Here is an 18,793-nt window from a genome sequence, read left to right on the forward strand (position 1 = left end):
CGTGCCGGCACTCGCAAACTGCGCGGTCGCTGTACCTTTAAACGCGCCACTCCCGGCAATTGTCGTGTCGAACCTGTCGTTGTCAAAAGTGCATGTCGACCATGCTTTCGACACCTGCCCGCGAGGCAGATTCCGCGCGACCGGCTCGCGCCCACAAGTGGGATCTACCCATTTGCATTCACTGACTCGAGCTCCCTACTTCTTTAGGGTTGCGGCGACGTCCGCGGACAGCCAGGTACAGCCGTTGCGCCCTCAGCTGCGTCACGAACCGGAGCGTCCGCCCGGTCGATCCACGCAGTTCCCTTGAGGGCTTATCCATGCAACTCCTTACTAGCCAAGACGGTCTACCCCGGGTCTCATGGGGTTCCGTCATCGCCGGCGTAATTCTCTCCCTCGTCGTCTATCTCATTCTTAGTGTGCTCGGGGCCGCGATCGGGATGTCAGCCCTTTCTCCCCTGTCTCGCCCGAACCCGCTCCAAGGCTTTGGATTCGCGTCGGGTGCCTATCTAATCGTGATGACGGTGATTGCAGTCTTCATCGGCTCTTACTTTGCGGGCCGCTGCGCACCGGCGCTTGGTTGGCTCCATGGCCTGCTTGCGTGGGCAGTCATGATCCTGATGATTGTGTATGGCACGACGTCCCTCGTCGGGAGCGCGGTGAGCGCCGCAGGAAGTGTAGCGGCCACTGGTGCAACCGTCGGCGCTGCGGCAAGTCCCTCGGGCGCCGCCGCGACGATCACGGGCTCTTTGACGCAACGGGTGCAAGGTGTGATCGCCTCGGCCAGCGCCGAAGCTTCAAGTCCGCAAGCCGAAGCCGACGCACGTCAGGCGGCCGATACCGCAGCACGGGGCGCGGCGCGCGCGTCATGGTTTTCGTTTGCGGCACTCGTTGTCGGCGCAGTTATCTCCATCGTGTCAGGGCGCGCCGGGTTCCGGCATCAACCGCCGTTTGAAGAAGCTGGCGGTGCTTCGACTGATGGCGTACCCCTTCGTCGCAATCCAGCCCGCGCGATGCCTGGACATCAGGCTCCCTGATCTGTGTCGTTAAAAATAAGTTGCAGGAGCTGCCATGACCGACAAGCGGGTATCCGATCCCTCATCCGTGCCGCCCGCGGCGGCGATGAAAGTCCCCAGAGTGGAGGAGCGGCTGTGTGTCGGCGTCACGGAACAAGAAACGGCATCCGTGCGCGTCAGAACAGTCATCCACAAGGAGTTGACGGAAATCCCGGTTGTACTCACGCGGCGCGTTGTCACCATTGAACGCGTCCCCGCGCACCGGCTTGTGGATAGTGAATTCGAGCCCTTCCGGGAGGGAAGCGTTCTTGTCGTTCCGGTCTTCGAATATGTGCCCGTCACCGAAATGAAATTGATGCTGACAGAAGAAGTCCGGATCCGACTTGAAGAAATTGAAGAAACGAGCGTGCACGAGGCCGAAGTGCAACGGCAGGAGCTCGTGGTGGAACGGCGAACCGGAACTGATGGAGACTGGATCGCGCAATCAGCCGCACCGTCCTCCGACGATGGCGAGCAGTCGGCATTATGAAGTACAGCAGTTCCGTCTGGCTGACGTAGAGCCACTCACACACAATCCCGGAGGATTGAAAATGTCACAAGTCGTTGTAGGTGTATTCGATTCGCTTGAACAGGCCGATGAGGCGCAGGAACATCTGTCGCAAACTGGCATTGCCAGAAGCGCTATGGAGGTTCACACAGACAGCCAGAGCGCAGGACTGCCGGAGCGCAACCGCGCCGTGGAACCGGGCGCGCACGCCGAGGAAAGCGCGTCGTACAAGATTGGGCATTTCTTCGGCAAACTTTTTGGCGCCGGTGGGCAGCCTGCCGAGGTCGGCCATTATCAGGAGGCCGTGCGCCGAGGAAGCGCCGTCGTTACGGTCACCGTTGTTGATGAAGCACAGATGATCGCCGTGCGCTCCGCCCTGCACGAAGCTGGCGCAGTGGATATTGAAGAGCGTGTTGCCCAGTGGAAAAACACAGGATATGAGGGATACGACCCGAGCGCAGCACGATTTTCCGCCGATGAGACGGCCGCAGAGCGCCAGTCCTTTGCGGTTGTGCGGGAGTCGCTCGAGGTCGGCAAGCGCGAGGTGCAGACCGGTGGTGTACGCGTCTATTCACGTGTCACTGAAACGCCCGTCACCGAGACGGTCAGCTTGCGCGAAGAGCACGCCACAATCGAGCGGCAACCCGTAGACCGCATTGCGACAGCCGAGGATCTCAAGGCGGCATCCGTCGAAATCCGCGAGACGGCAGAGCACGCGGTCGTCGCGAAGACTGCGCACGTGGTCGAGGAGGTAACGGTCGGCAAGGAGGTTTCAGATCACATTGAGACGATCAACGAGACGTTGCAAGGCACGGAAGTCGAGGTCGAGCGCGTCGAAGCTGAACCGTCTGCTTCGCCTGGCGATCAGGCAGCTTCACTGCCCGCAAAGCGCCCCTAAGTGCAGTTATGGGTTCCCGTCGGCCGCATACCGCTGCGGACGGGAATCTCCGCCTCATGCTCCAATTGATCGAGTACGACATGAAAAATCCATGGACAAAGAAAAACCCGTTTCTCAGTATGTGGTTAAGCGGGGCGAATGCCGTGACGGGCTCGGCGCGAGGTCGCGCAACGGCTGCCGCAAAGCGCGGAACCGCGGCATTCTGGACTGCGGCGCTCGCGCCGCCGAAACCCAAAAAAAGGAAAGCGCGACGGTGACTCGAGCTTTTTTCGTCTAGAACAGCTTGGTGACACAGGCTTCGAGCAACGAGCGAAATGAGCGGTGCCGAGGCTCGGCAAGAAGGCGAGCCACGACACGCAGCACTTCCGGATGGTGAACCATGCCCCAGTGACTCACGTTATCCACTTCGACGTTCTGATGATATTCGGACTCCGTCCCGACGCATCCAGCCCACCCCACGATACCGTCGGATGGCGAATATACCGACGTGCAGGGAACCACAGGGTCGATACCCAGTTGCCGGAGCAGCGCCTCATCCATCGGCGACACTCCCCCGTTCAGGAGCGTGAAAAGCCAGCCGGCATGGGTTGAGTTCGCCTGGTCGGCGAACGGAGTCGCAAGGGTGATGACCCGCCGCACCAGTTCCGGGTGCTTTTTCGCGAGTTCGCGCGCATACACCCCGCCCAGGCTCCAACCGATTAATGAAACGGGCCGACTATTGCGACTGTAGATCTGCTTCAGTTGAGCGCTCAACAGCTCGAGAAAGCCGTCGAAATCGGTATCCGGCCATTGGTTAACGCCCTGCTCCCAGTCATGGACTTCATAATTCAGTTCTCTTAACCTCTCCCGCAAGCCTTCGGTCGCGTATCCGCTGGCACCCAGCCCAGGAAAAACGATAACAGGATGGCCGTCACCTTGTGGCAACGGCTCCGATAAGGGCGCGAGACTCGCAAAATAATCCGAAATGGCACGAAGGGGTTCCAGCGCGAGAAGGATTGCTGGGGGCGGCTTAAATGCTGGACTGTCCATCGAATCTCCCAAGGCACCGATGTATGATTCACCGCGCACCGTCAAAGAAATGCCCCAACGCACCTGCGCGTAGCGTTGCGGACTAAAGGGGCGTGGCGCGCGAGGCCCGTCCGGATCCGGGGTGAGCAGAGTTCGTAGACGTGGCGGCTGTACGCCGTGAATTTTTCCGCAGTGGGCTTCGCGAGGCGTGTTGACAATGCAATCAGTTCCTCAGGTTTGGCGGACAACGCCATGGTCATCAACGCGTGGTTCTCGGCGCGCGTCCCTCTGACTTCAACCGTGCCGTAGTCATTTCGCCCGGCCGTGATAACGAGTCCGACTTCATCGGTCGAATTATTCTCGGTATAACGAAGCAATGGCAAATCTGGAGGACGGGCTCCTACCCGGAGCCCCGCCAGATTGTCACTTCACAGCCTCTCCCACACCGAGGTCAGCGCCGGTCATGGGGTCGGAGGAAGTGTCAGACGCCGTACGCGAGGCCATAGCGCGAAGAACCTCGGCCTCGTCGGCAGTCACGTTCACTGTTGCCGTGCCGTCGCCACCGTCCACAGCCGGTTTCGGCGCTTCGACGAATTCCCACTCGGGCCCCTCATTCCACGGACCTCGTGGAGCCCCATCGCTTGCGGACATTTTGTAATAGACGCTTGTAAATTCCGGGACACCGGGAAGCTTTCCCTGCGGGAAATTCGGCAGGATTGAGTGAAGCGCTTTTTCGAACGACTTCTGATGTGCGATTTCGCGCGTCATTAGAAAGCCCAATGTTTCTTTGATGCCGGGGTCGTCGGTCACGTTAATCAGCCGTTCGTACACAATCTTGGCCCGAGCTTCCGCCGCGATGTTGGAACGGAGGTCTGCGGTAGGTTCACCGATGGTATCGACATAGGCCGCCGACCACGGAACCCCAGCGGAATTGGTGAGTGCCGGGCCGCCCCCGTACAGCAGCGCTGTGATATGCGAGTCGTTGCCGCCGCCGGTCATGCCTCGATACAGCTCAGCTTCACTTTCAACCGCTTCTGCTAGTTGACCCTTGGCCCCCTTGTTCAGCATCGCGACGATAGACCCGACGATTTCCAGATGACTGAGTTCTTCCGTTGCGATGTCGAACAGGAGGTCCTTGCGACCGGGGTCATCTTCACCCACCGCCTGAGTGAAATACCGGCAAGCCGCGCCGAGTTCACCTTGTGGTCCTCCAAATTGCTCGAGCAGCAGATTTGCGAGGCCGGGATTAGGCGCGGAAACACGCACCGTGTATTGGAGGCGTTTGTTATGCACAAACATGGTGTTCTCCTTTCAGGGCCTGGGAAGGACGGAGCACCGTCCATAACGCCAGGCAACAGAATGCGGAAGTCATGAGAGCGGCGGCGCTGTCGCGCACCGCTTTCACAACGGAGGTCTCAGAAGGATGAGTTCTGGCGAGGGGCGGCAAACGCACCGCACATGGGCAGGGAGACTACCTCCCCCTTCCGCATGACGCGTTCCCGGAACGACGCTCACGTCTCGAATATATTTTTTGGTGATCAGGACTCCGGGAATAGGCGTTGCGCGTTGATAGCGTCGACGTATTTGTCTACGCGTCACGAATGGCCCAGCCTCGGAGACACAAGATGTATGAAGCGCAACTCAGCAATCTGACCGCACGCCTTGCCAACGCCGGTCGTGCAATCGCGGGGATGCCAGAGGAAAGCCGCCAGGCATGGTTAGCCGCGATTGAAGGCGAAATCGATGCGTTGCGCACGGAGATCGAACGCAACCAGAACGTGGAGCCGGCAAACCGTTTCTCGCTTCTTCAACAACTGTCCTACGAGGTGAGGTGCATGGTCGGACCGGCATCGCGGATCACTCAAACACCACCACCTGGCGGATCGCTTTGCCTTCGTGAAGCAGATCAAAACCATGATTGATATCATCAAGCGTCAGATGGCCCGTAAGTAGCTTGTTCACCGGCAGTCTGCCCTGCATGTAAAGATCGATGTAATGGGGAATGTCGCGCGCCGGCACGCACGTGCCGATATAACTGCCCTTCAATGTGCGCTCTTCGGCAACCAGACTCACTGCCGGCAGTGGCCACAGCGCACTAGCAGGTGGCAGCCCAGCTGTAACGGTCATTCCACCGCGCCGGGTGATGCGATAAGCGAGGTCCAACGCGCGAATGGCACCTGCGAATTCGAACGCAAACTCGACCCCACCGGAGCTCAATGCCCGGATCTGCTCAACAGCGTCATCGCGACTCGCGTTGACAGTATGCGTGGCGCCGAGCGCGAGCGCCTGGTCCAGTTTCGCATCGGAGAGGTCGACCGCGATGATCTGACGAGCGCCGGCCGCTTGCGCGCCAATGAGTGCCGCAAGGCCCACTCCTCCCAGACCGACCACGGCAACAGAAGCGCCCACGCGGACTTGCGCCGTGTTCACCACAGCACCGACGCCTGTCAACACGGCGCATCCGAACAGCGCGGCCTCATCCAGCGGCACGTTGGCATCGATCCTGACGACCGAGCGCCGCGACACGGTCGCGTACTCTGCAAATACCGAGCATCCAAGGTGGTGATTCAATCGCTCCCCGCTACGCGTGAGGCGACGCCCGCCGGAGAGCAACGTGCCCGCGCCGTTCGCCGCGGCGCCCGGCTCGCACAAGGCTGGCCGTCCCTCGGCGCAAGGCGCGCAATGACCGCAACTCGGCACGAACACCACCACGACGTGATCGCCAATCCGGAGATCGCTGACACCTGCTCCCAGTTCCACCACGACGCCCGCTGCCTCATGTCCGAGCGCCATCGGCATGGGGCGAGGCCGATCGCCGTTGATCACCGAGAGGTCTGAGTGACACAGACCCGCAGCCGCAACCTTGATCAACACTTCATCAGCGCCGGGTGGTGAGAGATCGACCTCGTCGATGCGTAAAGGACGGGAAACGGTATAGGGATACGCTGCGCCCATTGCTTCCAGCACTGCTGCCTTGATCTTCATTGCGCGACCTCCATGACCCGATTGCCCAGTTCCTCGACGAAGACACGAACGTTCTCAGAGTAATCAACCGGGACGATAACCAACTGCACTCCGCCTTCGCGAAATGCGCTCTCCAGTGTCGGAGCCAGCGCTTCGGCCGTCTCGATGCGCCTGCCTTTTGCGCCATATGCATCCGCATATTTGACGAAATCGGGGTTCCCGAAAGTCAGCCCCCAGTCCGCGAAGCTGTCGACGGCCTGTTTCCAGCGAATCATTCCGTAGGCGTCGTCCTGAATGATCAACACAACAAGATTGAGCTTCAGCCTCACAGCGGTTTCGAGTTCCTGCGAGTTCATCATGAAGCCGCCGTCGCCGCAAACGGCCATGACTCGGCGATCCGGATAAAGAATCGCGGCCATCATCGCCGAAGGCAAGCCTGCCCCCATGGTCGCCAGCGCATTGTCGAGCAATAGCGTATTGGCGCTACGGGTTCTATAGCAGCGCGCGAACCACAGCTTGTACATGCCGTTGTCGAGCGCGACGATACCGTCGGCCGGCATGATCTTCCGCACGTCGTGGACGATGCGTTGCGGCGTCAAAGGAAAGCGCGATTCATTCGCCCGTTCCAGCGTACGCATCAGGATGCCTTCACGCAGCGGCGCCAACGCAGCCGCATACGGCAGCTTGCCTTCGACCAGTTCCGCAAGCCGCGCAAGACTCACGCCGAGGTCCCCCACCACTTCCGCATGCGGGAAGAACACCTGTTCGACATTTGCCGGCGTATATCCGAGGTGGATGACCATCGGCCCGTCGGGCCCCATGATAAATGGCGGCTTTTCGATTGTGTCGTGACCTATCGCGAGGATCAGGTCGGCACGGTCTATCGCTTCGTGCAGGTAGTCACGCTCGCTCAGCGCGGCCGTGCCCATCCAGAGTTCCGAGGCTTCGTCGTGACCGATTGCGGAGACGGTGCCCTTACCCATCTGGGTATTGAAAAACGGCATGCCGGTGCGCCGGATGAACTCTGTCAATTGACCGGCAAGACGCGGCCTGTTGCTAGCCGCGCCGAACATGACAAGCGGACGCCTGGCGCTTCTCAGCAATGCCGCAGCCTGTTCGATTGCAGCCTGCCGCGCAACCGGCAATTCGACCGGATGCAACGGAACCAGACGAATGTCGTCGCTCACCTCCGAAGCCGCCACGTCTTCCGGCAACTCGAGATGCACTGGGCCCGGCCGCTCTTCTGAGGCCACCCGGAATGCATCGCGCACCACGGTCGGGATGCTGGTGCCGTTGACAATCTGCCGCGACGCTTTGGTAAGCGGCTTCATCGTGGCGACGATGTCGACGATCTGAAAGCGCGCTTGGCGCGCTGTCATGATGGCCTTCTGGCCCGTGATCAGTACCATCGGCATCGCACCAAGATGCGCGTACGCAGCGCCGGTCACGAGATTCAATGCTCCGGGGCCCAGTGTCGCCATACAGACTCCCGGCTTTCCGGTGAGGCGGCCATGGGTGGCGGCCATGAAGGCAGCCGATTGTTCATGGCGAGTCACGATGAGTTCGATAGCCGAGTGCCGCAACGACTCCAGTACATCGAGGTTTTCTTCGCCCGGCACGGCGAAAATACGTTCGACACCTTCATTCTCCAGTGCCATGACGAACAGGTCGGACGCTTTCACAAATAGACTCCTTGTTTCTTCAATACGCTGCCAGCCCTTCAGAACGGCTGGTGGCGACGCCGGGGGAACCGCAGCACGCCGTCGGCGACAGCTTCGTGCTGCTCTATCGCAAACGCCATGGCGTCGGCATGTGTTTCACATACGTGGGAGACCGAAGCCGCGTCGCAGAAAGCCGCATGCAGCTTTGCACGCATGAACGCGCAACTGGTGAAGCGGCTCGCCGATCGGCAGTACTGCGATTGCAGCCGCGCTGCCATTTCAAAGTACTGATCGGCCACCGCCTGGTCCAGCCTGAAACCGTCATAGTTGACGATGAGTGAAACTCTCCGGCCGATGGGCTTGCAGAATGTCTCGAACACGCGCTGCACGCTTTCAATGTCGCCAGTCGAGCGAACCGCCATCCCTTCGAAATTTGCAAACAAGGTGTTTTGCCTGGCTTCGTAGCTGAGCCGCTGGGTGAGTTGCGAATCGAGCAACTCCGCTGCCAGATTCATCAGTTGCGGCAGGAAGATTCGCGAATCCATGGGTCGGAGCTTTCGCACGATCGGCGCGAAGTCCATATGCGAGAGAATGTCCCGATCAACGTCTATGCCCGGTGCGACTTCCGTCAGTTCGAGCCCATCGGACGTCAGACGGAACACGCATCGTTCAGTCACGTACAGCACCGGTTGGCCGCGTTCGGCAGCCAGTTGGCCGTTGAATGTGATCTGCTCGACCGACTCGACAAGTTTCTTCTGCGCACCTTCCGTGACGACACGAAGTCGCCCCGCTTCCACGACGACCTCGAGACCACCAGCCGTGAACGTTCCAGCAAATACCACGCGCGAGGCATTCTGACTGATATTGATAAAGCCGCCGGCTCCGGCTAGTCGTGAACCAAAGCGGCTTACGTTGACATTTCCGCTCCGGTCGATCTGCGCCATACCGAGGCACGCGAGATCCAGGCCGCCGCCGTCGTAAAAATCGAACTGCTGGTTCTGGTGAAGCAGCGCATCCATGTTGACGGCTGCGCCGAAGTTCAAGCCGCCCTGCGGTACGCCGCCGATGATCCCAGGCTCGGCTGTCAAAGTCAGATGGCTCAGCAGGCGTTCCTCCGCCGCGACTGCACCAACGACTTCGGGGGCACCGATACCCAGGTTGATCACGCCACCGAGGGGAAGCTCAAACGCGCAACGACGAGCCATCACCTTCCGCTCATCGAGCAGCGGGCATGCGTTCGTTCCAGCCGACATCGTGATCTCGCTGGAAAACCCGGGGTTGTAGGTCGTACCGTAAGTCTGCGGCTGCGCATCGGGCGATGCGACCACAACACGGTCAACGAAGATGCCCGGAACAACAACTGCGCGGGGGTCGAGCGTCCCGCTTGCCGCGATCCGCTCCACCTGCGCGATCACGAGTCCGTTCGAATTGTGAACCGCCATGGCCACCGCCTGGGTGTCGAGCACCAGCGCCTCACGTTCCATGGTGATATTGCCTTCCGGATCGGCCGTTGTGCCGCGAATCAGCGCTACGTTCAGCGGAAAGACCTTGTATAAAAGCCACGTCTTGCCGTCGATATCGATAGTGCTAACGAGGTTTTCGGTTGTGCGCGCGTTGATCTTCCCGCCCGCCTGACGCGGATCGACAAAGGTGCCCAATCCCACCTGAGTAAGCGTGCCCGCCCTATGCGCCGCGATGTCGCGATACAGATGCGACATCGTCCCGAGCGGCAGGTTATAAGCCTCGATCAAATTGTCGGTCGCCATTCGAGCGAGCTTTGGCACCAGCGACCAATGTCCGCCAATGGCGCGTTTGATCAATCCCTTCAGCGCGATGCGGTTGAGTCCGCGATCCTTGCCGTCGCCTGGCGCGGCCGCGAACACCAGCGTCAGATCGCGGGGGAAGCCAGAGCCGGTGAAACGTTGGGCCAGAGCCGTGATCAACTCGTCTGGCGTACCAATGCCGACAAAACCCGAACAACAGACGGCGTCGCCATCACGGATCAATCCGATCGCGTCGTCAGCAGTGACAATCTTGTCTTGCATATTGCCTACCTGAAAGAGTTGAAGTCGCAACCGGCGCCGGCCCACAACAGGTACCTATGCGTGATGACCTGCAGATACGTGTGGCTGTCTACCTATTCGCAGGCGGCGCACGAGTTGGCAGTATTTCGGAAACCGAAATACGATCGGGGTCCGTGCCGCGTCGCCATCCCTGTTTGCGCAACGGCTATTCCCAGACCGGACGGCAGACAGTCAAAGAGTAAAAACGGACCGGTTCTAATCGCGCCGGCCGGGACAAATAAGTGACATTTCCCGGCGGCCGTTAATGGCTGAGCGGATCGCACCTATTTGGGCCACCCTGGGGCGATGCGAGCCCACTCACGGTCCTACATTGATTGAGTAATGCGGCGCGGGCGACGAACACGCATCCGCCAGCGAAGGGAACAGGTTCATGACGCCGAGCGGAACCGGGACAGGCGCCAAATTCGACATGCCAGAACCCACTGCCCTCGTGCGTCGGTGCCCGCCGCGCCATTTAAAACAGAACGTGTTAGCGGCACGGCACGGCGATCGTTTGGAGCCAGGCGAACAGCGAAAAAGACAGCGCCACTAGCCATCCTTTCTGTATGCAGCGGCCTTGCTCCAGATACGTGCAAAATAAAACCCGCGCCTGGCGGGTCTCGTCTACTGGGAACAGTTCATCCACCGGCAAAATGCATTGCTCAACGCTTGTTGCCTGATTTCGCGTGTGCCTGCTGCTGGCCTTCAATCGCGGCTTCGATATCGTCGCCCGCTTTGGTCCCTTGCGAAAGGGCTTCCGATGAAGAGCGCTCCACCGCTTTCCCAGTGGCGTCAAAGGAGTCCTGCGCTGGCTGTACGATGTTGTCCGCCACTTTCTCAACTGCTCTGGTCGACGCCGTCGTTGCGCTTTCTACCGCCTCCGCGACAATCGCGTTGATCTGGTTGCCGCGGGTTTCATACTGACGTCGAGCTTCGCGCACAACTTCGGCGCCGGTCGATAACACTATCGTGCGGAAATGACGGTTATAGGCGGCCGCCTTCTGAGGAAATTGACTCAGCATGCTGGATTGCCATTCCGGAAGATTATCGGTTTTTTCGTCGATTGCATCTGTCGGCAAATTATTGCTTTCGTTGATAATCGTCGTGACGGTTTGCATGTTCAGTTCCGCCAGCTCCCGATAACCATTCATGAATTTTCCAACCACATTTACGAACGACTGATAGTTTGCTTTATTAATGTCTGAAATCTGCTGTTGCGAGTAAAAAAACATTCCGCCTCCAATATCGAATGAAGTGTCACGCACGAAATAATTCGCCGTGACGCACTTGTCATGCTGCGCTGCACCAACATCTTCAAGCCTACAGCATTAAGCTATTTAGTCAACAGACATTTGCAGATCTTTAAAATACTATGAAAGTACAATTTACGGATCGAATCAGGAAAAACGAAGATATTTCCGTTTTGAATTATGGCGAATAAAATGTGTAATTGGATTCGGGTGTCATTCGATCGCGGCTTAGTCAGAACCAGAAGCTTTTCAGGCCGATTTCGATACGGCATCGGGGGTGTTTTCGTCGACTCTCTCCGATCGAAAACTGCGTATAGCGGAAGCCGCGCCCAGATTCCCCCGTTGCTCGACGTCCTGCGCGAGCAGTTCCCGGAAAACGCCCAACCCCGGTACGCCGTGCAACTGGCGAAACTCCTCGAGCACCTCGACGATGGCGTGTTGCAATGTCTCCGGTTTGCGCGTACTGGCGATGTGCGAGCTACCCCTTACCACTTCCAACATGTATGTCACACGGCCCAGCGCCATCGCGGCGCCGGAGATCGCTTTCTTCGCCATTCCAACTCTCCTGTTCTGTTTTCAATGGATCCCTCTCAGGGATGCAACGTGCCGTCAGTGGACCCAGGTTTTCGTACGATTGCGCGCAAGAACATTGCCCGATAACAACGGCCACTTATACCGACCGACGCTTGTGCTTACAGAACGCGTGGACCGGCCCTATCCGCGTGGTCGACCGCGCCCCGGGCGCAACCGCTCAACGCCGCTGTCGATTTCCTTTTTCATAGGACGTCCGGTCTCAAATGGTCGGGCGGGACGCGATTGCAGCCAGAATGACCGGTAGTCGGGCCGGTTTTACAAAATGATGATCGAAACCGGCCTTGATCGATTCGGCTTTTTCTGCGGGCGCACGCAGTGCGGTTACAGCCAGCAGAAACGGACGCGGGGTGAAACCCATACGCCGGATTTCTCTCGCCACCGCGTGGCCGTCCACGCCGGGCATCTGAATATCGAGCATCACCACGTCCGGACGCCAGGTGTAGTACGCGGCGAGCGCGCCTGCACCATCTACCGCCGTCTGGACGGTGTAGCCGTAAGCTTCGAAGAACAATACGTAGGCTTCGACCAAACCCGCGTCGTCGTCGGCGATCAGTAAGCGCTCCGTTTTCGCGGTGGACATAGATTCCTGTAGGTTGCCCCTATGTCACGCAATTTAGGGACCCGATAGAATCAAAGCGGATCTTTTCAGCTAATATAAATTCAGCGAATACTCCATACGGATTTTTTTTCCTTCTTCGAGGGCGAACATGCGACTGGCTGACTTCATCCTCCGCGACATGGAAACGATTCTGGCGCACTGGGAGGCGTTTGCCGCCACCCTGTTGCCGGCAGCCGCGAACATGCAATCCCTGGCGCTGCGAGACCATGCGCAACAGATTCTGCAAGCCGTAGCGAAGGATCTTTCGACGGACCAGACCAGGGAGGCGCAAACCGAAAAGTCAATGGGACGAGCCCCGGTACGGATCGACGCTCCAGCGACAGCCGCGCAGACGCACGCCCTTTTGCGGGCGCGCGGCGGTTTCGACATCAACCAGTTGGCCGCGGAGTACCGGGCGCTGCGAGCCAGCGTTCTGCGCCTCTGGATGGACGACTGTCAGCCTGGATCCCCGCATCCCGATGATGTCATCCGGTTCAACGAGGCCATCGATCAGGCGCTTGCGGAATCGGTCGGTCATTTCAGCTCACAGGTTGACGAGGCTCGGAATCTCTTTCTTGGCATGCTCGGGCACGATATGCGCAGCCCACTCCAGACCATCCTGATGACGGCCCAATATCTTGCAGCGCTGAACGCCGGGGAGCAGATATCCGGAGCCGCATCCCGTTTGATCAGAAGTGGCGCTCGCATGCAGGCCCTTCTGAACGATATGCTTGATTTCAATCGAACCAGGCTGGGTTTGGGTATCAATATCACGCCGACCGATGCCGACCTGGAGAAACTGCTTGCCGATGAACTCGATCAGTTGCGGGCAGCGCATCCAGACCGTCGGCTCAATCTGGACGTGAACGGCGACTGTCGGGGTGTTTGGGACGGCCGTCGTCTGCAGCAGTTGCTCGGCAATCTGGTTTTGAATGCGATCAAGTACGGAGCGCCCGATGCGCCGGTGCAGGTGGTGGTGACTGGCGACGCGCGGGATGTTCGCTTCGAGGTCAGGAACTACGGGCCCGCCATCGAGCGAATCACGCTGGATCGGATCTTCGAGCCACTTCAGCGTGGCTTGAATGAGGAAGGCGCATATAACGCTGACGGCAGTCTGGGGCTCGGACTGTATATCGCGCGCGAGATTGCCAAGGCTCATGGGGGCGAGATCGAGGCGCGGTCCGACGAGACAGAAACCGTATTCGCCGTGCGCCTGCCGCGCGGTCAGTAGCGCACGTGCACGTGCCCCGCACGGATCGAGCGTCGGCGTGCTTGGGGGTGCGCACACTTGCGATCGCCGATCAGAAGCGTGGGGCAGTTCATATCAGGCCGCCGTTCGGGCGCCGCCAATCTCGCCGGGGGTCAGGGTGAACACGGTTCACTGCCGTCGTCCAACGAATCGTCCGTTGCAAAATATTCATTGAACTGTTCTTCACCGGGCTCGATTCCGGACACGAGCCGCAGCCAGCCGGCAGGCTCGCGCGGTGTGCGATCGATGGATACCGGCCGGGCGAATTGATACCGATCAGGCGACCGGTGCTCCGCTTGCGTCAGGTCCGGCGAAAATGCGTCGAGAACAGAAGGCGAAGCACGCCGGCGATTCTCGTCAGCGCCTCGATGAATTGCGGAAGCGGGCCCGGCTTTTGCGCATCATTTGGCACGGCGTTCCGCTTGCCGAGCTAACATTTTCAGAACCGTGAGGCTCGACGTTCGCGGAGGCACATTTCCCGTGCAGCATGATCGCATTCACTTGAGGAGCAGACAATGGAAACGACGAAGGAAGAAGGAACGATACGGGAGAAGGCCGGTGACATACAGCAAGCCGCCGGTGATCTGCTGGGCGATGTCGGCGCACAAGTTAGCGGTACGGCGAATGAATTGAGCGGTAAAGCGCAGCAACTCTATGATGATTTCACGGACGTCGTTCGCGAATCTACCGCAGAGCGGCCATTCGCTGCACTGGCGATAGCCGCCGGCGTGGGTTTCGTACTCGGCGCGTTACACGCGGCAACACGCTCCCGCCCCAACGACGCACCGCACGACTTGAGAAACCGGAGGTAAGGTGATTCAGGTCCTGCCCGCGGACGAGGGCGAAGAAGGCAGACAACAAGCGCGTGGCCGGCCGTCGCTGCGCTTTTTAAAAAACTGCCAGCCCCTTGAGGAGTAGCGCGATGTCCATACGTTCAAAAGTCACTCAATGGCGAAACGTCAGCAGCTTCTGTGTCGAACGAGCCGCTGATTATGGTGAGCTGGTCGCCGTCGAGCTCGACGAGACGAGGAAACGCCTGGTTCGTGAATTGAGCGCCCTCGTGGCACTCGCGGCCGCTGGCCTTTTCACGCTGTCGTTCGTGTGCATTGCGGTCATTGCTACGGCTTGGGGGACATCCTATTTTCTTCCGGTGGTCTGGGGCGTAGCGTTGATGTGGCTTGTGGTGTCCGTCGTGTCCCTGCTGATCGTTCGCTCGCAGAAACCTGGGCAATCGCTTCATGTTCTGCAAAGCGAACTCCGGAGCGACCTCGATACGTTGAGGGAGGCCCTCAAATGAACCGTGCATCTGACGCTAACAAAGCAGAGAGCGAGATCCTGACGCGCATGGCGGCATCGCGAGCAGCGTTACTCGCAGCGAACCACACTGCGCCAGCCTCGGTCCCGGTCTCGCGCGGACTGAGCAGGCCTCCCGCAGCCAGTCTGATGACTTCGCTCGCGGACGCACCGCGCGTCACGCTGTTGCTGGCTTTATGCGTCGGCGCAATCGCCCTGGGGCCTCACAGAACACTCAGAATAGTGGGACGTGCGGGGATTACCGCGTTGCTGGCGGGCACAGCCCGCAAGGTGATCGCTCAGGCCGTATGAGGTATTGCACACAGTGGACGGCGCACGCCGCGCAGTCTTCAATCGCGGACCCGACCTAAAGCGTCGTGGTCGTGTCGCCTACCGATCTGCTGCCCACCTCGTCGAGCTTGAGCTGCAGTTCGGCTTTGCGCTTGGTCATTTTTTCGCCGAGCGCCCGAAGGTTGCACTTTGACTTGCGCAGTTCCGGAAAGAGTTCCCGCTCCTCTTCCTCGATATGATGGTCTACCATCTCGCTCATCACTTTGAAGGTCGCATCGAAGCCCCTGTTGCCGGCCCTCAACGTTTCAAATTTCGCAATCAGGGTCTTGACGAGGAAATGTTCGATATACGCCTCTTCAACGTCGACCCTGTCGCTGTCGGGCAATGCCTCCTGCGCGGCTGGATACAGCAGTTCCTCCTCCAGCATCGTGTGGATGGATAGCTCTTCGCAAGCGCGCTGCGCAAGTGCAGCTTTCGCTTCAAGGTCGTCGGCCTTTTCGAAAGCCGTGAAGAGTTTCTCGACCGCGCGATGCTCCGCCTCGAGAAAGGCCAGTGCATCGGGTGCCGTGGATGCTGCTTCGCCTATGTCCTGTTTTGTTGCTTCCATGCTTATCTCCTCGGTCATGCGGTTGACTGCAACGGTAGAACGCGTTGTTGAGCAACCCATATGCCCAGTGCGGTCGCGTTGTCGTGCTCGATCGTCGTCGCCAGCAAGACGGTCGCCGTCCGCTTTCCCGGACATCGGGACGCGCGGAAGTTTGCCCGATGAACCGACCGATAGTTAGCGTTTCCCGGGCATAACAGGACTACACTTGAAAAAAGACATCCTCGAACGCCCGGGTGACGACGCGACCGTGGTTGCAAACGCCTCGAAATATTCTGAATCGACGCATGCCTGCGTAGAAAGGGCGTCGCGTCGTCCTCTGTGAGAGTTCTACATAAAGGGAGTCCATCATGACCAAAGCCCACGACGCCAGGAAGACGGAGAAGAAAACCGCCACCAGAACACCGAAGGAAAAGAAAGACGCGAAGAAGCTGAAGAAGGAGGCTTCGAAGCGTCAGTGATATCGCGCACGAGATGGCAGAACGCGGCAACACTGCCCCGTTGCAGATAGAGGAGGCGACTGTAGACTTCGACAAGGTCACCTTCGCCTATCCCCAACGCCGGCCCGTGCTCAGTGAACTCGACCTGCACATTCGGGCCGGCGAACGGGTGGGACTGATCGGCCCTTCCGGAGCCGGCAAGTCGACCATTTTTGCCTTGATCCAGCACTTCTACGAACCGCAGTCCGGTTGCATGCGGATCTCGGGACAGGACATCTCGCCCGTCACCGTGCAAAGTCTGCAGGCGGCGATCTCGATCGTCCCGCAGGACGCTTCCCTGTTTCACCGCTCGCTGATGGATAACATCCGCTATGGTGTTCCGAACGCGACCGAAGCCGAAGTTCGCCGCGCATGCGAGGACGCGAACTGTATGGACTTTCTTGCCGCCATGCCCGCGGGGCTCGACACCATCGCTGGGGATCGCGGCGCAAAGCTATCTGGCGGGCAGCGGCAACGGATCGCCATTGCGCGCGCGATTCTCAAGGATTCGCCAATCCTGATACTGGACGAAGCGACTTCAGCGCTCGATACGGCCTCCGAACTCGCCATTCAATCCGCCCTTGAGCGGTTGATGAAAAACCGTACCGTCATCGCCATCGCTCACCGCCTCTCCACCTTGCAGACCTTCGATCGGATAGTCGTGATCAATCGGGGCCGAGTGGTTCAAAGCGGTACCCCGGCGGAACTGGCTGCCGTCCCGGGCATGTATCGCGAGACACTGACGCGACAGCGCAAGCGCGTACCCGCATCGAACACAGCCTGAAAGCAAACCACCCATTCAAAATGCAGCCTGAGCGGTAGAACCGTTGCACGATGCCTCCATGGAGCCGGGCGATGCGGATTAGACGGCAAATGAATTCGAAGCCTCGCTGGCGATGGCCTCGTGTTCTACAAGAATGTACCTGTTCTTGAATTCAAGTCCTTGCTGCTTGCGACAGTCGATCGACGAAAAACGCTGCGCGGGCCATACGACACCCTGCTCGACGCTGTAGCGCAACGTGCGTACAGGCGCACATCTTGTGACTCGCGTTTCGTTTGGCTTCGGACAAGTGGTCCTTCGCACTTCGGGCAGCATGGCTGATGATCGAGTTAACAATTTCCAGGTGATCCATTTCTTCGGTTGCGGGATGCGTCCGGCACCGGACAGACGCCGGTCACGAATCAGCGCATACCTCAATTGTTTGATCAAAGCTCGCCCGCAATGACAGGAAAACGCTGGCGGGCGCCTCTGGCTCGCCTTGGAGACCGCCATGAAAAGCAATACCGCTACCTTCCCGCCGGGACGTTCATCTGCAGCTATTGCAGCACTCTTTCTCGCGATCACGGCACTCGCCTGCCCGGCGGACGCTGCGACACCCGCACAGAATCCGGCACCAGCACACGTCATTACCGTGGCGGCACACGAGTCGATTGACTCGCGCATCAACAGCCTTCACAGCAAGCTTCAGATCACCCAGGCGCAGGAAGCGCTCTGGCAAAAGGTCGCGCAGGTCATGCGCGACAATGAGAATACGATGCACGCGCTTAGAGAAACTCGCATGAGTCAAATGAACAACATGAGCGCCATGGATGATCTCAAGTCCTACGGTCAGGCCGCCGACGCGCATGCCGAGGGCATCAGAAAACTCACGCCTGTGTTCCAAACGCTGTACGACAGCATGTCCGACAAGCAGAAAAAGAACACCGATTTGATCTTCCGGACAGAGCACCACGATTCGGCAAAGAAAGGCTGATCGCGGGTCACCCGCGATGGGTGTGACTCGAAACAGCGTCGTACGCCGCTTCGGGCCGCAGACAGGAGAACATGATGAAAAGCACGGAAAGACGAACCGCGTACAGGGATTCGATGAAGAGCCGGATTGTGATGGCGTCCGCTATCGCGTTAGTCGTCAGCGGGTTGTTCGTTTCGCCCGCGCTGGGTGCCAACAACGATCAGCACGAGCAGCAGCAACATACGACCAATGGCGGAAATCACCGTGAGCAGGGACATCAGGACGCTCACCGAGATCAACACTATCAGCACGATGCCCGGCGCCACGGCGACGATTACAGCCGTCAGGACTACGTCGACTCTCCACCGCCCGTTGTCTACGCTCCCGATGAGTCGCCTGGCATCAGTTTGTTCATACCGATCCAGCTTCGCTAGCAGGAACGGCACGTAATCCAGACCGCACGCTGCTGTCCTGACCAACCATCGCCGAACAGGAGAACACGGGGGAGTTTCCCCCGCGCGCCTGACGGCGCTGGCGGAGCGTTTTTC

The 18,793-nt window shown here is 59.3% G+C and carries 20 protein-coding genes and 1 pseudogene; 11 read left to right on the top strand and 10 right to left on the bottom strand.

The genetic code is table 11. From position 1 onward, the window contains the following. The first annotated feature begins 317 nt into the window (after positions 1-317). From CI15_RS00715 to CI15_RS35090, 4 genes are all read left to right on the top strand, one after another. On the top strand, positions 318-1,034 hold the full coding sequence (locus CI15_RS00715) for a YrzE family protein (RefSeq protein ID WP_062123208.1): 717 nt from the start codon (positions 318-320) through the stop codon (positions 1,032-1,034). A gap of 34 nt (positions 1,035-1,068) precedes the next feature. Then, the gene (locus tag CI15_RS00720) at positions 1,069-1,542 is read left to right on the top strand and encodes a YsnF/AvaK domain-containing protein (protein ID WP_062123211.1); all 474 of its coding nucleotides are present in this window, start codon (positions 1,069-1,071) and stop codon (positions 1,540-1,542) included. A 61-nt stretch (positions 1,543-1,603) separates the two neighbouring features. Next, positions 1,604-2,458 (top strand): YsnF/AvaK domain-containing protein, encoded by an 855-nt coding sequence (locus CI15_RS00725; RefSeq protein ID WP_062123213.1) that lies wholly within the window; start codon positions 1,604-1,606, stop codon positions 2,456-2,458. Between the two features lie 91 nt (positions 2,459-2,549). After that, positions 2,550-2,735, top strand: a complete 186-nt coding sequence (locus CI15_RS35090) for a hypothetical protein (RefSeq protein ID WP_161950031.1) — start codon at positions 2,550-2,552, stop codon at positions 2,733-2,735. On the opposite strand, the gene CI15_RS00730 is transcribed toward CI15_RS35090, so the two are convergent. From CI15_RS00730 to CI15_RS00735, 3 genes are all read right to left on the bottom strand, one after another. Beyond that, complete coding sequence (locus CI15_RS00730; RefSeq protein ID WP_062123216.1) at positions 2,732-3,487, bottom strand: alpha/beta hydrolase family protein; 756 nt, start codon at positions 3,485-3,487, stop codon at positions 2,732-2,734. The genes CI15_RS35090 and CI15_RS00730 overlap by 4 nt on opposite strands. A 41-nt stretch (positions 3,488-3,528) precedes the next feature. Then, positions 3,529-3,726 (bottom strand): phasin family protein, encoded by a 198-nt coding sequence (locus CI15_RS36255; RefSeq protein WP_153041033.1) that lies wholly within the window; start codon positions 3,724-3,726, stop codon positions 3,529-3,531. 163 nt (positions 3,727-3,889) lie between these two features. Then, entirely contained in the window at positions 3,890-4,765 is an 876-nt protein-coding gene (locus tag CI15_RS00735) for a manganese catalase family protein (protein WP_062123219.1), read from the bottom strand. Positions 4,766-5,091: 326 nt separating this feature from the next. Here CI15_RS00735 and CI15_RS36260 point away from each other — a divergent pair, with 326 nt between their 5' ends. After that, positions 5,092-5,388: a hypothetical protein gene (locus tag CI15_RS36260; protein ID WP_153041026.1), complete on the top strand. Its 297-nt coding sequence runs from the start codon at positions 5,092-5,094 to the stop codon at positions 5,386-5,388. Here CI15_RS36260 and CI15_RS00740 read toward each other — a convergent pair. The 6 genes from CI15_RS00740 to CI15_RS00765 all read right to left on the bottom strand — a co-directional run bounded on the left by CI15_RS00740 (position 5,324) and on the right by CI15_RS00765 (position 12,578). Further along, a complete protein-coding gene (locus CI15_RS00740; protein WP_062123221.1) occupies positions 5,324-6,451 on the bottom strand; it encodes a zinc-dependent alcohol dehydrogenase family protein in 1,128 nt (375 codons plus the stop codon). The two genes, CI15_RS36260 and CI15_RS00740, sit on opposite strands and share 65 nt — an antisense overlap. Then, positions 6,448-8,112 (bottom strand): acetolactate synthase large subunit, encoded by a 1,665-nt coding sequence (locus CI15_RS00745; protein WP_075643635.1) that lies wholly within the window; start codon positions 8,110-8,112, stop codon positions 6,448-6,450. Before CI15_RS00745 ends, CI15_RS00740 begins: the two co-directional genes overlap by 4 nt. A gap of 38 nt (positions 8,113-8,150) precedes the next feature. After that, positions 8,151-10,136, bottom strand: coding sequence for an acyl CoA:acetate/3-ketoacid CoA transferase (locus CI15_RS00750; RefSeq protein WP_063910515.1), 1,986 nt, complete (start codon positions 10,134-10,136; stop codon positions 8,151-8,153). Between the two features lie 680 nt (positions 10,137-10,816). Then, on the bottom strand, positions 10,817-11,386 hold the full coding sequence (locus CI15_RS00755; protein ID WP_062123232.1) for a phasin family protein: 570 nt from the start codon (positions 11,384-11,386) through the stop codon (positions 10,817-10,819). A 267-nt stretch (positions 11,387-11,653) separates the two neighbouring features. Continuing rightward, positions 11,654-11,959 (bottom strand): hypothetical protein, encoded by a 306-nt coding sequence (locus CI15_RS00760; protein ID WP_063910516.1) that lies wholly within the window; start codon positions 11,957-11,959, stop codon positions 11,654-11,656. Between the two features lie 238 nt (positions 11,960-12,197). Further along, on the bottom strand, positions 12,198-12,578 hold the full coding sequence (locus CI15_RS00765; RefSeq protein ID WP_062123235.1) for a response regulator: 381 nt from the start codon (positions 12,576-12,578) through the stop codon (positions 12,198-12,200). Between the two features lie 127 nt (positions 12,579-12,705). Between CI15_RS00765 and CI15_RS00770 the strand changes: the two genes are divergently transcribed. The 3 genes from CI15_RS00770 to CI15_RS00780 all read left to right on the top strand — a co-directional run bounded on the left by CI15_RS00770 (position 12,706) and on the right by CI15_RS00780 (position 15,142). Continuing rightward, entirely contained in the window at positions 12,706-13,827 is a 1,122-nt protein-coding gene (locus CI15_RS00770) for a sensor histidine kinase (protein ID WP_062123242.1), read from the top strand. A gap of 533 nt (positions 13,828-14,360) precedes the next feature. Further along, positions 14,361-14,657, top strand: coding sequence for a CsbD family protein (locus CI15_RS00775; protein ID WP_062123245.1), 297 nt, complete (start codon positions 14,361-14,363; stop codon positions 14,655-14,657). 110 nt (positions 14,658-14,767) lie between these two features. Continuing rightward, positions 14,768-15,142, top strand: a complete 375-nt coding sequence (locus CI15_RS00780) for a phage holin family protein (RefSeq protein WP_062123248.1) — start codon at positions 14,768-14,770, stop codon at positions 15,140-15,142. A gap of 363 nt (positions 15,143-15,505) precedes the next feature. Here the strand turns inward: CI15_RS00780 and CI15_RS00785 are convergent, their stop codons facing one another. After that, entirely contained in the window at positions 15,506-16,036 is a 531-nt protein-coding gene (locus CI15_RS00785) for a hemerythrin domain-containing protein (RefSeq protein ID WP_062123857.1), read from the bottom strand. A gap of 465 nt (positions 16,037-16,501) precedes the next feature. Between CI15_RS00785 and CI15_RS00790 the strand changes: the two are divergent. The 3 genes and pseudogenes from CI15_RS00790 to CI15_RS36265 all read left to right on the top strand — a co-directional run. Next, positions 16,502-17,296, top strand: a pseudogene (locus CI15_RS00790) (ABC transporter ATP-binding protein); the annotation flags it as partial. Between the two features lie 487 nt (positions 17,297-17,783). Then, a complete protein-coding gene (locus CI15_RS00795; protein WP_082814163.1) occupies positions 17,784-18,266 on the top strand; it encodes a Spy/CpxP family protein refolding chaperone in 483 nt (160 codons plus the stop codon). 71 nt (positions 18,267-18,337) lie between these two features. After that, a complete protein-coding gene (locus tag CI15_RS36265; protein WP_153041027.1) occupies positions 18,338-18,679 on the top strand; it encodes a hypothetical protein in 342 nt (113 codons plus the stop codon). Positions 18,680-18,793: the final 114 nt, after the last annotated feature.

It is taken from the genome of Paraburkholderia monticola (assembly GCF_001580545.1).
GTDB lineage: Bacteria > Pseudomonadota > Gammaproteobacteria > Burkholderiales > Burkholderiaceae > Paraburkholderia > Paraburkholderia monticola.